The organism is Corynebacterium sp. AOP40-9SA-29, assembly GCF_052377405.1.
Taxonomy (GTDB): Bacteria; Actinomycetota; Actinomycetes; order Mycobacteriales; family Mycobacteriaceae; genus Corynebacterium.
On the sequence record NZ_JBQSWR010000004.1, the window covers coordinates 65060 to 79836 of the forward strand.

At 70.1% G+C, this 14777-nt stretch carries 14 protein-coding genes; 2 read left to right on the top strand and 12 right to left on the bottom strand.

Translation table 11 applies throughout. The features are described from left to right. Nucleotides 1–54: 54 nt before the first annotated feature. Genes ACT3SZ_RS08525 through ACT3SZ_RS08540 form a run of 4 tightly spaced genes read right to left on the bottom strand, consistent with a single transcriptional unit; the run spans nt 55 to nt 2972 of the window. A complete protein-coding gene (locus ACT3SZ_RS08525) occupies nt 55–1353 on the bottom strand; it encodes a hypothetical protein (RefSeq protein ID WP_444618128.1) in 1299 nt (432 codons plus the stop codon). Nucleotides 1354–1364: 11 nt separating this feature from the next. Further along, nucleotides 1365–1601 (bottom strand): hypothetical protein, encoded by a 237-nt coding sequence (locus ACT3SZ_RS08530; RefSeq protein WP_444618129.1) that lies wholly within the window; start codon nt 1599–1601, stop codon nt 1365–1367. A 16-nt stretch (nt 1602–1617) separates the two neighbouring features. Continuing rightward, complete coding sequence (locus ACT3SZ_RS08535; protein WP_444618130.1) at nt 1618–2622, bottom strand: C40 family peptidase; 1005 nt, start codon at nt 2620–2622, stop codon at nt 1618–1620. Further along, a complete protein-coding gene (locus ACT3SZ_RS08540) occupies nt 2619–2972 on the bottom strand; it encodes a hypothetical protein (RefSeq protein WP_444618131.1) in 354 nt (117 codons plus the stop codon). Before ACT3SZ_RS08540 ends, ACT3SZ_RS08535 begins: the two co-directional genes overlap by 4 nt. 106 nt (nt 2973–3078) lie before the next feature. On the opposite strand from ACT3SZ_RS08540, the gene upp reads away from it, so the two are divergent. Then, nucleotides 3079–3720 (top strand): uracil phosphoribosyltransferase, encoded by a 642-nt coding sequence (gene upp, locus ACT3SZ_RS08545; protein WP_444618342.1) that lies wholly within the window; start codon nt 3079–3081, stop codon nt 3718–3720. A 7-nt stretch (nt 3721–3727) separates the two neighbouring features. Here upp and ACT3SZ_RS08550 read toward each other — a convergent pair whose 3' ends face one another. Further along, entirely contained in the window at nt 3728–5338 is a 1611-nt protein-coding gene (locus ACT3SZ_RS08550; RefSeq protein WP_444618132.1) for a phospho-sugar mutase, read from the bottom strand. Beyond that, entirely contained in the window at nt 5335–6216 is an 882-nt protein-coding gene (locus ACT3SZ_RS08555) for a purine-nucleoside phosphorylase (protein ID WP_444618133.1), read from the bottom strand. The genes ACT3SZ_RS08550 and ACT3SZ_RS08555 overlap by 4 nt, the downstream gene beginning before the upstream one ends. A 145-nt stretch (nt 6217–6361) precedes the next feature. Between ACT3SZ_RS08555 and ACT3SZ_RS08560 the strand changes: the two genes are divergently transcribed. Further along, nucleotides 6362–7612, top strand: coding sequence for an amidohydrolase (locus ACT3SZ_RS08560; protein ID WP_444618134.1), 1251 nt, complete (start codon nt 6362–6364; stop codon nt 7610–7612). Here ACT3SZ_RS08560 and ACT3SZ_RS08565 read toward each other — a convergent pair. From ACT3SZ_RS08565 to ACT3SZ_RS08590, 6 genes are all read right to left on the bottom strand, one after another. Beyond that, a complete protein-coding gene (locus tag ACT3SZ_RS08565; protein WP_444618135.1) occupies nt 7599–8288 on the bottom strand; it encodes a DUF1707 SHOCT-like domain-containing protein in 690 nt (229 codons plus the stop codon). The genes ACT3SZ_RS08560 and ACT3SZ_RS08565 overlap by 14 nt on opposite strands. Nucleotides 8289–8312: 24 nt before the next feature. Next, a complete protein-coding gene (gene glpK / locus ACT3SZ_RS08570) occupies nt 8313–9884 on the bottom strand; it encodes a glycerol kinase GlpK (protein WP_444618136.1) in 1572 nt (523 codons plus the stop codon). Then, nucleotides 9884–11653 carry an acetyl/propionyl/methylcrotonyl-CoA carboxylase subunit alpha gene (locus tag ACT3SZ_RS08575; protein WP_444618137.1) on the bottom strand — a complete coding sequence of 590 codons (1770 nt, stop codon included), beginning with the start codon at nt 11651–11653 and terminating at the stop codon, nt 9884–9886. Before ACT3SZ_RS08575 ends, glpK begins: the two co-directional genes overlap by 1 nt. A 109-nt stretch (nt 11654–11762) precedes the next feature. Next, the gene (locus tag ACT3SZ_RS08580; RefSeq protein ID WP_444618138.1) at nt 11763–12632 is read right to left on the bottom strand and encodes a sulfurtransferase; all 870 of its coding nucleotides are present in this window, start codon (nt 12630–12632) and stop codon (nt 11763–11765) included. 149 nt (nt 12633–12781) lie between these two features. After that, complete coding sequence (locus tag ACT3SZ_RS08585) at nt 12782–13966, bottom strand: hypothetical protein (RefSeq protein WP_444618139.1); 1185 nt, start codon at nt 13964–13966, stop codon at nt 12782–12784. A 165-nt stretch (nt 13967–14131) separates the two neighbouring features. Continuing rightward, nucleotides 14132–14773, bottom strand: coding sequence for a Maf family protein (locus tag ACT3SZ_RS08590; RefSeq protein WP_444618140.1), 642 nt, complete (start codon nt 14771–14773; stop codon nt 14132–14134). Nucleotides 14774–14777 lie beyond the last annotated feature (4 nt).

A 14777-nucleotide genomic window follows, 5' to 3' on the forward strand; every position in this document is an offset into this window, starting at 1 on the left:
AAAGGGTGTTCGTCAAGAGGCTAGGGGAAGAAAGTTTCCGATACCTCAGAACATTCAGAACTTCGTGAAACGGGCGGTCAGGTTCTCCTCCAGCCGCGTCCACCCGTTGGCCTCTTCATCGAAGGGGGGCGTCGGGGTCGCCGCAGAAGGGGAGCCCAGCATGTAGGCGATGTAGTCCTGCAGGCGCGGGTAGGCGAGCAGGACCTTGTTCACCCCGTCGTCCTTCGCCCAATCGGCGGCGTCGGCCAACAGCTCGTAAGCCCGGCCCAACTGGTCGGTGTCGACCGCCTCGATGCCCTCGGTGATATCGGAGCGCAGCCCGGTGAATCCGTAGACGTTCGAGGGGTGGACCTCCACCTCCAGTTCCCCGGCGTTGGCCAGGGTCACCAGGTCGCCCCAGGTCTCCATGTCGGCGAGGTCGTGGTCCTTCGCATCGACGATCCACCGCACCAACGACCGTGAGGACGGGAAGGTATTGATCTCGCCGAGGTGTCCCAGGAACACCGGGGAGCGGTCGCCAACGTAGCAGCGCAGGGTGTAGACCGAGGTCCCGTCCACCGTGACCCGGATCGGGTCGATGCCTGCCCGGCCCCACGGGGTGGAGTCGTACGGGTCGACCGCGTCATCATTGGCAGTCTCATCGTCCGAGCCTGCCGCGGCACCCGCAGCACCTGCGGCACCGGCAGCCTCGTCGCCAGCCTTCTCGTCCGACCCAGCCTTCTCACTGGCCTCAGCCTTCTCGGCGGCCGCGTCGATGCGCGCCTGCGCGTCGGCGATAAGCGCCTCGGCATCCTCCCCAAGATCCGGCGTGACCAGCGCCTCGTCAATGTCATCGGTGAGTTCGACCCAGTTGTCACGCACGGTCAGCCCCACGCTCGACCACTCGGCCAGGCCGTTCTCCCCGGCATAGTGGTCCTGGCCGCGGCTGACGTTCGACAGCACGGAGTAGGAGTGGAACCACCGGTTGATGCGATTGATGCCGCACACGACGCCGAGCGAGCGCAGCACCTGGAAGGCGTTGGCCACCGTCCGGGTGTTCTCGAAGGACGGTCGTCCGGCCAGGTTGTTCGGCAGTTCGACGAAGCTGATCCGTCCGCCCTTGCGCGGGGTCACGCGCGCTTCCGCGCCGTCCATGAAGGACGCCCAGGCGGGGTGGTCGGCCAGGTCGTGGGAGGACGTCGAGGTGATGCAGGCCAGCAGTTCGGCCGGCGAGGTGAACGCGAAGACCCCGGACTCGTCGCCGAGAAATGCCTGCCACTGTTCGCCGCGCGACACCCAGCCTGGGGCCCACAGCGTGTAGTACGTGCCGGCGGTGGTCTCGAGCTCGAGGGTGACGATTCCGTTGTCTGCCATGACGACAGATTTTAGCGGGAAGCGTGGCCCGGGTCGATGACCGGACCACCGTGTGCACCGGTCGAAGTGAAGAGGTCGGCTTTCAACACCGGCGGCACGGTCGGCGGCGGTTCACCCAGGAACTGCTCGACGTTGTATTCGGCGCTGGCCGGCGTGGTGACGATCCGGGCGAGGCCTCGGCGCTGCGCCCGGCGGCCCAGCCTTCCGAGCCTGCTCTGGTGGCTCTGGCCGGTGTGGTCGTAGGTCATCGAATTCTCACCCTCCTCAGGCGGTCGGCCGGTAGAAGCCGAGGAATCCCATGCCGATGTTCTCGGTGCGCACGGGGTTGACCTGGACAGGGTCGCCGGCCTCGATCATCTGCCCGTCGCCGGTGACCATGGCGACGTGCCCGTCCCACACCACCAGGTCGCCGGGGGCGAGATCGTCGGCGCCCACGGGAGTGCCGATGGCTTGCTGGTCGGCGGTGCGGGGAATGTCCACGCCGGCCTGCCCGTAGGCCCACTGGGTCAGTCCGCTGCAGTCCACGCCGGTGGCTGGGGACGTGCCGCCCCACACGTAGGGCGTGCCGATCGCCGACTTCGCCGCCTCCACGGCCGCCGCGGCCTGCGGGGTGGGCGCGCCCGCCATGTCGGACGCTTCGGGCACGTCGGACGCTCCGGACGCATCAGCGCCGCCGGCGACGTCCGGCGGTGGGGAGGCCGCTGTAGCAGCGGGCGCAGCAGACGCTGCAGGTGCTCCTGCCGCCAGGGCGTCCGGCGACGGCGGTACCACCGGTAGGGCGGCGTCGGTGACGTCGACGCGGGCGGTGAGTTCGGCGAGTTCCGCGCCGAGGAGCTGCAGGCGTTCCTGGGCGCGGGCGAGGTGCAGGCAGGCGATCTGCAGTGCCGCGGCGGGGGCGGCGGGGGAGAGCGGCGCACTGATGACCGTCACCATGATCTGCCGGATGCATTGCTCGACGATGAGCGTGATGTCCGCCGTGGCGCGTCCAACGGCCGCGGCTGCCTCCTGAGCAACGGCCTCGACCTCCCCGACGAGGCGGAAGATCTCGGTGGTGTCCGTGCCGGCCCCGACGAGCCGGTCAACGGCGGCGGTGCCTGCCGCGCCACGTAGGGCGGCGTCCACCAGGGCAGGGAGCTGCTGGGCCAACTGGCCTGCGAGGCCGGACGTCCCGGCGTCCACCAGCAGGGCGGCGAGCGGGTGACTGCCCGTCGACGCCGCCGCCGGCACCAGCCGACGCACCGGTTCGACCAGGCTGAGCACGTCCGTCATGCGCTAGCCCCTTGCCACGTGGAGGCGAAGCCGGCCGCAGAACCCGCCTCGCCGTCCGCCAGGTTCCCGGCGGTGGTGTCGAGTGAGGAGGCGCTGGCCCGGTAGAAACCGGAGAACCCCGCCAGAGCGTCCGCCTGCCGCCCGCGGGCGCGTTGCAGCGCGGCGACCAGCCCCGCTGCCTGCGGGACGAGGGCGGGGAGTACTGGCGGGACGCCCGGAGTACTGCCGGGGGTGCCGGAGGTGAGCAGGTCGGCGACGCGACCTGCGTGGGACGCGGCGGAGGCCAGTGCCTCCACGTCCGCCACCAGGCCGGTCGCTGCGGGGGTCGGGGACTCGTGTGCGGGTGCCATGGTGAGAGAGACTCGCCGGCGGGCTCGGAGGTTCCCCGGACGGTGGGCTATTTTGGAGGGCATGGAGGAATCACAGGGAAGCAGGCAGGACACGGCATCGAGCGGCATGGAGGTTGTGCAGGTCGACCACCCGCTGGCAGCCTCGCGGCTGACGATCATGCGGGACGCGCGAACGGACAATGTCGCCTTCCGCGGCGCACTCGCCGACCTCGGCGCGATGCTGGTCTACGAGGCGTCCCGCGACTTGCCGACCGAGGAGTTCGCCGTGGAAACCCCCGTGGCGACGGCGACGGGGCGGCGTCTGGCGAACCCGCCGATCATCGTGCCGATCATCCGCGCCGGGCTCGGCATGATCGACCCCGCCCTGTCGATGATTCCGGACGCACAGGTCGGCTTCCTGGGCATGGCGCGCGATGAGCAGACCCATGAACCCGTGCCCTACCTCGAGGCCCTGCCGGACGATCTGTCGGACCGCACCGTGTTCCTGGTGGACCCGATGCTGGCCACCGGTGGTTCCCTGCTGCACGGTCTGCGCCTGGTCGCGGAGCGTGGCGCGACGGACATCGTGGTGGTCTGCATGGTCGCCGCCGTGCCGGGTGTGGAGGCGGTGCGTGACTCCGGCTACCCGGTGAAGCGCCTGGTCACCGCCACCGTCGACCCCGAACTCGACGACAATGCCTACATCGTCCCCGGCCTGGGCGACGCCGGCGACCGGCTCTACGGCCCCCGCAACATCGACTTGGGTTAGCGCAGGGCTAGCTACCCGGCACAGCCTGGCGCACCGTGGCGGCGAGTTCAGCCAGCGCGGACTCCACCGCAGCGATTCCGTCGTCCGGCCCGCCGGCGACCTGGAGGTAGAACTTCGCCTTCGGCTCCGTGCCGGACGCCCGGGCGATGACTCGGTACCCCAGGCCGTCGTCGGACGTCCAGGTCAACCGCACGCCGGACGCCGCGTTGGCGCTGTCGGTGCCGTCGAGTGCCCCGACGTCCATCCCGCCCGCGTCGCCGCCGGCCGCCAGGCCCGCCGGCGGCGACTGCGCCCAGTCGGCGACCAGCGTCGCGGCGTCCTGCGTGGAGTCGCAACGCACCGAGATCTGCGCGGTGCGCACCGGGCCGAATTCGGCGTCGAGCCGGTCGAGCTCGTCCTGCAGTGAGGTGCCGCGGTCCTTGAGCTCCGCGGCCCAGGTGGCGGCGAGCAGCGCGGTGGCGAAACCGTCCTTGTCCGCGACGACCTGCGGGAACGGGCAGGTGCCGATCGCCTCTTCATAGGCGTAGGCGAGCTCGCCGTCAGTGCCGTCGGCGGCGCGGGAGAGGTTCTTGAAGCCGGTCATCGTCTCGCGGAACTCCCAGCCGCGGGCCGCGGCAATGCGCCCCAGCAGGCAGGACGACACCACCGTCGTCGCGACGACGGGTGTGTTCCCTGTGCTTCCAGCGCCCCCAGCGCCATTGTGTTCCAGCGCCCGCTGCGCGAGCAGCGGCCCGGTCTCGTCGCCGCGCAGCATCCGGTAACCCAGCGGCGCCGAAGCGTCCGGAATGCCGAGCATGCAGCGGTCGGCGTCCGGGTCGAGCGCGACCAGCAGGTCAGGACGCTGATCGGATGATGCGGCGGACGCCTGCGCCAGCAGCAGGTCGCACGCGCCCGGCTCCTCCGGGTTGGGGAAGTCGACGGTGGGGAACTCGGGGTCGGGCCAGCGCTGCGGCACCACCGTGTCCGGCCGGTTGAACCCGGCGCTGCGGAAGGACTCCTCCAGCGTGCTGCCGCCCACCCCGTGCAGGGCGGTGTAGAGAACCCGCAGGTCACGACGTGCCGCGAGCACCTTCCCCTCGCCGGACGCCAGGGGCGCGGCGACGGCGGAGACGTAGCCGTCGACCGCCCCGAGATCCAGGGACACCGTAGTGGAGCGGGGCACGTCCGGCGCGGCGGGTTGGGCGTCGATGTGCGCCTCGATCTCCCGGTCCGCCGGGCTGACCAGCTGCGACCCGCCGGCGAGGTAGAGCTTGTAGCCGTTGTCGCCGCGCGGGTTGTGGCTCGCGGTGATCTGCACGCCCGCGTCGAGCCCGCGGTGCTTCACCAGCCACGCGATCACCGGGGTGGGAGCCGGGTGGGCGATCAGCGTGACGTCGAACCCCGCCCCGGCGAAGGTTTCGGCCGCCGCACGCGCCATGGCGTGTGAGCCGTAGCGCGAGTCGTAGCCCACGGCGACGCTGATGGGGCCGTCCTGCCGTTCTTGCCGTTCTTGCCGTTCTTTCAACCAGGCGGCAACGCCGCCGGTCGCCCGCGTCACCGTGGACACATTCATACGGTCGGGCCCCGAGCCCACCGGGGCGCGCAGACCGGCCGTACCGAATCTCAACGTCGTGCTCATCGCGTGGTCTCCGTTCCTGTCGTGTCCACTGTGTCTGAGAGCCTTTCGAGCAGTGTGCGAAGCAGTCCGCCGACTTCCGTCGCCGACGCCGCGCCCGCGGCGAGCACCTCCTCGTGGTTCAGCGGTTCGCCGGTGATGCCGGCCGCCAGGTTCGTCACCAGCGACAACCCCAGAACCTCCACCCCCTCGGCGCGGGCGGCGATGGTCTCGTACACCGTCGACATCCCGACCAGCCCGGCACCGAGGGTGCGCAGCATGCGGATCTCCGCCGGCGTCTCGTACTGCGGCCCGGGCATCATCGCGTACACGTCCTCGCGCGTGCCCGGACGCAGATCCTGGACCAGGGCGCGCAGGGTAGGGGAGTAGGCGTCGACGAGGTTGACGAAGTCCGCGCCCACCAGCGGGGTGCGTCCGGTCATGTTGAGGTGGTCGCTGATCAGCACGGGCTCGCCGACCTCCATGCCCTCGGCGAGCCCGCCGGCGGCATTGGTGAGCACCAACCGCCGGACGCCACACGCCGCCGCGGTGCGCACCGCGTGCACCGTCCGCCACAGCGGGTGCCCCTCGTAGGCGTGGGTACGTCCCAGCATCACCAGGACGCGCAGCCCGCCGACCTCCAGGCTGCGTACCGTGCCGCCGTGGCCCTCGGCCGTGGGCGGCAGGAAACCGGGCAACTCGGCCATCGGGAACTCGGTTACCTCGCCGCCGTTCCCGCCGCACAGCACGTCGGCGGCGGGACGCCAGCCCGAGCCGAGCACGACGGCGACGTCGTGCGCGGCCCGTCCCGTCCTGCGCGCGATCTCGGTGGCCGCCTGCCGGGCGGTCGCGGCCGGGTCTGGTGTGACGGTCGTGACGTTCGTGTCCTTCGTGTCGGTCATGCGGCCCAGCATAGGGCGCGGCGGGCGTCAGGTGGGCCGGGGTAGGAGAGGAGGGGTTCAGTGACTAGAGTGGTGAGGATGGCCGGGAACGGCTGTCCCGCGCAGCATCCCGACACGATCTTCACCATGAAGGAGCACCGCCCCAGTGGCCTCAGAGAGCACCCTCGGTTCCGCCGACTCCGTCCCGGTGGCCGACGCCGTCGCCGCCTGGACCGTCGACAACCATGACACGGTGATCGGCTGGCGGCGCCACTTTCACTCCCACCCGGAACTGTCCCACCGCGAGACCGCGACGACGCAGTTCATCGTCGACCGGCTCACCGACGCCGGCCTGTCGCCGCGCCGGCTCCCGGGCACCGGGGTCACCGTCGACATCGGTGGGCAGGGCACGCAGGACGCAGAGGACACGCAGGACGCAGACCCCGCCGTCGCCTTCCGCGCCGACATCGACGCCTTGCCGCTCAACGAGGTCACCGGCCTCGACTTCGCCTCCACCACCCCTGGGGTGATGCACGCCTGCGGTCACGACATCCACACCACCGTGGTGCTCGGCCTGGCCTGCGCCCTGGCGGAGTACGACCGCGACCACGGCCTCACCCAGCGGGTACGCTGCATCTTCCAGCCCGCAGAAGAGGTGCTTGACGGCGGGGCGACCGATGTCATCCGCGCCGGTGCCCTCGAGGGCGTCAGCCACATCTTCGCTGTGCACGCCGAGCCGAAGCTGCGCGCCGGGCAGATCGGTGTGCGTACCGGTGCGATCACCTCCGCCACGGACGTCGTGGAGCTGGTGGTGCGTGGGGCAGGTGGGCACACCAGCCGTCCGCACCTCACCGCCGACGTGATCTACGCCGTCGGCCTGCTGATTACTCAGCTGCCCGGACTGCTGTCCAGGCGCGTGGATCCCCGCACCGGCACCGTGCTGACCTTCGGCGCGGTCAACGGCGGGTCCGCCTTCAATGCCATTCCCCAGGAGGCCACGCTGCTGGGCACGCTGCGCACCGGCAGCCCCACCGTCTGGCGGGAGCTGGACGCGCTGTTCCCCCAGCTCGTGGAGCAGATCCTGGCTCCGACCGGTGCGACCGCGGAGATTCGCTACACCAAGGGTGTGCCGCCGGTGACCAATGACGACGCCTGTACCGCCGTCATGGCGCAGGCCGTGAAGGACGTCGACCCGCACGCGCTACAGGAGGCTCCGCAGTCCTCCGGCGGCGAGGACTTCAGCTGGTACCTGGAGCACGTGCCCGGTGCGATGGCGCGCCTGGGCGCGTGGACGGGCAGGGGGGAGAAGCCCGACCTGCATCAGCCCAATATCGTGCTGGACGAGGCGTGCCTGCCGGTGGGCATCCGGATGTTCGCCGGGGTCATCGACCAGTTCATCACCCTCAGCGACCAGTAGTACCGGTTCCGTCGCTGGGGCCGTCACTGCCGCCGCCGCGGCGCGGCCCGAATCGTCCGACGGCTCCCTTCATCGCCCGCTGTGCCATGTCCACGGCGTCGCCGGTCATCTCCGAGGTGCGCAGTTTGCGCCGCGCCTTCTGCTCTTCGAGGGCGAGCTGCTGGGTGTGCTGCTGCTCCTCCAACGCCAGCCGGTGTTCGCGGCGCAGCCGACGCATCCTGGCTCGCTCCAACGCCTCGGGGCTGGGGGTGTGCCAGGACTCCGGACCGACCTTCAGCACGTACAGCAGGACCGCGACCGCGGGGATGAGCAGGAGCAGAAGCGCGGAGGCGTCGTTGCCCAGGGCGATGGCCCCGGCGAGTGATCCGAGGGTGGTCAGCGCCATGATGCCGGCCCGGGGGCGTGCGCCGCGGCGGTGCTGCTCGGCGAGTTCTCCGGCGGAGTAGACGGACACGGACGCACCGGGTTGGCCGGACTGGTTCGGCAGCGCGGGTAGGTCGTGGAAGAGGACGTCCAGTTCCTGCCTGGTCTGCGCGGCTGCGGCCTCGCGGCAGCGGTCGTCGTACTCGGTCAGTGTGATCCGGCCGTCGGCAAAGTGGACGGCCAGGACCGACAGCGCGGCCTCGCGGTCGGCATCGCCGATACGGACGGTGGGGTCTCGGGGATCACGTGACATGGTCCCTAGTGTAGGACAGGGGGGTTAAGCCCAGCCGAGGGTGCGCTCAACGGCCTTGTTCCACAGGGCGTAGGCCTCGTCGCGGTCGGACGCCGCGACGTCCGGGGTGTAGGTGCGTTCCTCCTGCCACAGGCGACGGATCTCGTCGAGGTCGGCGAAGAAGCCGGTGGCCAGGCCGGCGGCGTAGGCGGCGCCGAGCGCGGTGGTCTCGGTGATCTTCGGGACGGTGACGGGCACGCCGAGCTGGTCGGACTGGAATTGCATCAGCAGGGAGTTCTCCACCATGCCGCCGTCGGCGCGCAGGTGGGTCAGCGGGACGCCGGAGTCGGCGTTCATCGCGTCGACGACCTCGCGGGTCTGGAAGGCGGTGGCTTCCAGGGCGGCGCGGGCGATGTGTTCCTTGGTCACGTAGCGGGTCAGCCCGGCGATGATGCCGCGGGCGTCTGGTTCCCACCGGGGTGCCAGCAGCCCGGAGAACGCCGGGACGACCACGCAGCCGCCGTTGTCGTCGACGCCGCGGGCCAGGCCCTCGACCTCGGAGGAGGAGCTGATCAGCCCAAGATTGTCGCGCAGCCACTGGATCAGCGAGCCGGTGACCGCCACGGAGCCTTCCAGGGCGTACACGGCGGGCTGGTTGCCCAGTCGGTAGGCCACGGTGCTCAGCAGCCCGTGGGAGGACGTCTCCAGCGTGGTGCCGGTGTTCATCAGCAGGAAGTTTCCGGTGCCGTAGGTGCACTTGGCCTCACCGGGTTCGGTGCAGGCCTGGCCGAAGGTGGCGGCCTGCTGGTCGCCGAGGATGCCGGCGATGGCCACATTGTGCACCGGCCCGGAGCGCTGTACGCGTCCGACCTGTTCGGAGGAGCTGACGATCTCCGGCAGCATGGACATCGGCACACCCATTGCCTCACACAGTTCCGGGTCCCATTTCTGGGTGCGCAGGTCCATGAGCATGGTCCGGGAGGCGTTGGTGACGTCCGTGATGTGCCGGGCGCGGTGACGGCGGTTCGTGGAGTTGCGGCGCGAGCGGCGGGTGAGTTCCCAGATGATCCAGGTGTCCATGGTGCCGAAGGCAAGTTCGCCACGCTCGGCGCGTTCCCGCACACCCTCGACGTTGTCGAGGATCCAGCGGATCTTCGGGCCGGCGAAGTAGGTCGACACGGGCAGTCCGGTGCGCTCCCGGAAGAGATCGCCGTGCTCCTCGTCGAGGCGGGAGCAGAAGTCGCCGGTGCGGTTGTCCTGCCAGACGATGGCGTTGTAGACGGGCTTGCCGGTCTCCCGGTCCCACACCACGGTGGTTTCGCGCTGGTTGGTGATTCCCAGGGCGGAGAGGTCCTCGGTGCCGATATCGGAGCGGGCGACGGTGTCGCCGATCACGCGGCGGGCGTTGAGACGGATCTCCTCCGGGTCGTGCTCGACCCAGCCGGGACGAGGGAAGATCTGCCGGTGTTCGAGCTGGCTGACGGAGTGCACGGCACCAGCGGCATCGAAGACGATGGCGCGGGTGGACGTGGTTCCCTGGTCCAGCGACAGGACGTAGCCGCGTCCCGACTGCCGTCCCTGGCGGGGGCGGAACAGGCCGCTGAGCCGGTCGACCATCAGAGGATCTTCAGCAGCGGCTGCGACTTGGTGACACCGTCCCCGGCGGCCACGCCGAGCTCCTGCACGGTGCCTGCCTTGTGCGCCTTGACGGAGTTCTCCATCTTCATTGCCTCGATGACCAGCAGCGGGTCACCCTCGGCGACCTCGGTACCTTCCTCGACCAGGACGGTGACCACGGTGCCCTGCATGGGGGCGACGGCGGTGTCGCCGGAGACCTTGACCTCGCGGCGTCCGGTGTTCTTGCGGGTGCGGCGACGCGTCCCGCCGGTGCCGACCAAGTCGCCGGGGACGCTGACCTCGACGCGGCGTCCGTCGACTTCGACGGCGATGCGGCGGGACGGCACGGGCTCGTCGGCCCCTGCCTCAGCCTCGGCATCGGTGGCGGCGGGCAGCTGGTTGTCCCACTCCTCCTCGATCCAGCGGGTGTACACGTCGAGGGAGTCGCCGGTGAAGGCGTCGTCGTCGAGGACGGCACGGTGGAAGGGGATCACGGTGGGCAGGCCCTCGACCACGTACTCGTCCAGGGCGCGGCGTGCCCGGGTCAGCGCCTGGTCACGGTCCTCGCCGGTGACGATGAGCTTGGCGAGCATCGAGTCGAACTGGCCGCCGATGACCGCGCCCTGCTCCACGCCGGAGTCGACGCGCACGCCGGGGCCGGACGGCTCGCGGTAGGACGTCAGCGCACCGGGGGCGGGCATGAAGTTCGCGGCGGCGTCCTCACCGTTGATGCGGAATTCGATGGAGTGGCCCTGGATCTCCGGGTCGCTGGTGCGCGACAGCTCCAGGCCCTCGGCGATGCGGAACTGTTCACGCACCAGGTCCCAGCCGGTGACCTGCTCGGTGACGGGGTGCTCGACCTGCAGCCTAGTGTTGACCTCGAGGAAGGAGATCAGGCCGTCGGAACCGATGAGGAACTCCACGGTGCCCGCGCCCTGGTAGTCGGCGGCACGCAGGATGTCCTTGGCGGAACTGCGCAGCCGCGCATCCTGCTCGGCGGTGAGGAAGGGGGCCGGGGCCTCCTCGACGAGCTTCTGGAACCGGCGCTGCAGCGAGCAGTCACGGGTGGACGCCACGACGTAGTTGCCGTGCGCGTCCGCCAGCACCTGGCACTCCACGTGCCGGGCGCGGTCGAGGTAGCGCTCCACGAAGCACTCGCCGCGTCCGAACGCCTTCTCGGCCTCACGGGTGGCGGAGTCGAACAGTTCCGGGATCTCCTCGACGGTGTGGGCGACCTTCATGCCGCGTCCACCGCCGCCGAACGCCGCCTTGATGGCGACAGGCAGGCCGTGCTTTCCGGCGAACTCGATGATCTCCGCGGCGTCCTTCACCGGCTCCCGGGTGCCCGGGACCATCGGGGCGTCCATGCTCTGCGCGTAGTGGCGGGCGGTGACCTTGTCGCCGAGCTCGGCGATGGCCCGCGGCGACGGACCGATCCACGTCAGTCCGGCGTCCACCACGGCCTCGGCGAAGTCCGAGCGCTCAGAGAGGAATCCGTAACCGGGGTGGACGGCGTCCGCGCCGGAGCGTACCGCGGCGTCCACGATGCGGGTGATGTCCAGGTAGGAGTCCGCCGGGGTGGAGCCGCCGAGAGCGAAGGCCTCGTCGGCCATGCGCACGAACGGTGCGTCGGCGTCCGGCTCGGCGTACACCGCGACGGAGGAGATGCCCTCGTCGCGGGCGGCCCGGATCACCCGGACGGCGATCTCGCCACGGTTGGCGATCAGCACCTTCGTCACCTTCGACAACTTCCGGGTCTCTACCGGCACGTTCACTCCTCACAAAAACGGGTCACACACGACACTCACACAAGAGTCTACGATGTGACGACGTTACTACGTCACCCCGTGACAGACAGAAACGACCGCGGCGGAACGCTCAGGCACCGGTGGCGATGGGCATGCGCACCATGTTGCCCCACTCCACCCAGGAGCCGTCGTATGCACGGACATCCTCCCATCCCAGCAGGTGGTGCAGGACGAACCACAGGTGCGCGGCCTTCTCGCCGGCGTGGCAGTAGGGCACCGTGGCCCCTGCCGCATCGAGCGCGGAGAATACCTCGTCCAGCTCCTCGCGCGTGCGGAAGCGATGGTTCGGGTGCAGTGTGGCGCGCTGCGGAATATTCACCGCGCCCGGGATGTGGCCATTGCGGCACACCGTCGCCGGTGCGTCCTCCTCCCCGGAGGTCGCGACACCGATGAAGTCCTCCGGATCCCGCAGATCCACCAGCTGCACCTCGTCGCGGCGGGCCAGGACCTCGTCGACGAAAATGCGGTGGGAGAAATCGTCGCGCTCCACCACGGGGTAGCCGGTGGTGGGTTCCGGCGGGGCGTCGTAGGACGTCTCGCGCTCATCCTGCATCCACGCCTCGCGACCGCCGTCGAGCAGGCGGACGTCCGGGTGGCCGAAAAGCTCGAAGATCCAGAACGTGTAGCTCGCCCAGAGGTTGGAGTCGTTGCCGTAGAGCACCACCGTGTCGTCCCGGGTGATGCCCTTGGCGTCCATGAGCCGAGCGAAGGCCTCGCCATCAAGGAAATCCCTGGTGACCGGGTCACCGAGGTCCTCGTGCAGGTCGATGCGGATGGCGGTGGGCAGGTGCCCGATGTTGTAGAGGATGGGGTCGGAGTCCGACTCCACCACCTTCAACCCGGGGCCGCCCAGTTTCGCGCCCAGCCAGGAGCTCGTCACGAGCTTGCCGGGGTGGGCGTACTGCCGAAGATTTGGGCTGGGGTCCAGTTCGATTCCCACGAGTGAGGGCACCGCCTTTCATGTCGTCACACGCAGTCTAGCGCCCGTGGCCCGACGAAACGCGATCGCCGCACATTCTGGTCGCGGATGTGGCCCCCGGCACCTTGAGCCCTCAGGTCGCCCTGGGGCACTCTGAGCGACCTGAGGGCTCAAGGTGCGGGGCTGTGCTGGGCCTGCTGGGCCTGCTGGTGCTGTGCTGCGCGCCCGATCGCATTGGTGATCTGCCCGAGGAGTTTATCCCGCTTCCGATTGAGCAGTGCGGCGTCCACGCGCACCACCTCCCACCCGGTGTCCCGCAGATCCTGGTACTGCTCGAAGTCCGTGAGGTTCTGGGCTGGGGCGGTGTGGTGGCGTCCGTCGTAGTACAACCCGACCTTCACGTCGCGGCAGGCGAGGTCGAGCACCGTGGAATGCCCCGGCAGCTCGACACGCACCTGGGAGGACCAGGTCAATGGCTCCGGCAGCAGTGGGGCGGCGATGAGTCGGAGCGCGGTCTCCTGAGGCGACTGGGCACCCGGGTCGCTGAGCATTAGCAGCCGGTCCAGGGTGTGCCGGGCGACCTTGCCGTGACAGGCGGCGATGAGGTCAGGCGTGGTCAGCATGGTGCACTGCCACAGCGCATCGAGCAACTGCACCGCGCGGACCTCCTCCGCGGTGGCCCCAGGGATCGCGGGGGTCCACCACCCGTGCGAGCCATTCAGTACCGTGACCAGGCATTGTGCGGCGGCCGTGGCGGCGGTGACCACCCCGAGCAGCGGGAATCGAGAGTCGGGGTACACCGGTACCAGGTCGGGCGAGGCCTCCCGGAAGGTCGGACGCCCCGGCCGGGCCGCCGCCGTACGGGAACACACCGAGTTGCGGACCTTCAACGGGGAGGAGAGCAGAACGACCGGGGCGGCATCGGACCAGTGGGGCAGTCCGTGCAGCGCGAGGGCCTGCCAGTGGCCCACCACGGCGTCCGGATGCAGCAGGTGGTGGGCACGGGCCCGACTTACCCCGTCGATGAGGAAGGGGCCGGGATTGTCGCCGCGTCCGAAGGGAAGTACCTCGCGCAGGTGCGTCAGTCCGGGCAGCGCGGGTGGGGCCTCGGCAAGATCCTCTACGGTGAGGTCCGCCCGCAGCATGATGACGCCCCTGGTCAGGGTGGTGAAGTAGTGGATGAGGGCTGCGCGGGTGACCCCAGGCAGCCTGGCGTTGAGTACCTCGCTGCGCCGCACCGGGATAACGGCCGGGAGCACTCGACGTGTGTAGCGCGGGCCGTGGCCGGGGGCGATCCGGTTGTCGCGGTCGGCGAGGAGGAGCTGGCGGTGCCAGGGCAGGTGTGGTGACGTCACCTGTCCATCACAGCGCAGGTCTCCTAGGGGGTGGCACTGTCACGGCACGAAGCCCCGGGAGCCTGTGGACAACCACGACCCGGTGGACAACGGCGCACCTTGAGCCCTCAGGTCGCTGAGGAGGGGCCACAGCGACCTGAGGGCTCAAGGTGCGCGAAGAGGGCGCTAGCGGTTCCAGAACTCCGAGACGTCCAGCCCGAAGCCCGCGAGGGTACGCCGCAGCAGGGGCAGCGACAGCCCGATCACGCTGGACGGATCACCCTCGATGCGGTCAATGAACCAGCCGCCCAGGGCCTCCAAGGTGAATGCGCCGGCGCACTTCAGGGGCTCGCCGGTGGCGGCGTAGGCCTCAATGTCGCGGTCGGACGCCTCGGCGAAGTGGACCACGGTCTCGCTGGCACCGGTCACGGTCGAGTGCTCAGCTGCACCGACGAAGGTCACGGCATGCCCGGTGATCAGGGTGGCGCTCTTGCCACGCTGCTGGCGCCAGCGCTGCACGGTGCGCTCGGGGGTCAGGGGCTTGCCCTGCAGTTCCCCGTCGAGCAGCAGCATGGAGTCCGCGGCGACGACCACGCTGCCGGGGTCGAGTTGGTCGGCGTACTGGGTGAGCACCGCCTGCGACTTGGTCTGCGCGAGGTGGCAGACGACCTGCGCAGGGGTGGGGGAGGACACTCGGGTGTGCAGGTCGGCGACGGCGGCGTCCTCGTCCACGCCCGGGACCAGGATGGTCGGTTCGACGCCGGCAGAGCGCAGGATCGACAGGCGTGAGGGGGAGGAGGACGCGAGGACGAAGGCGCGATCAGGCATGCGA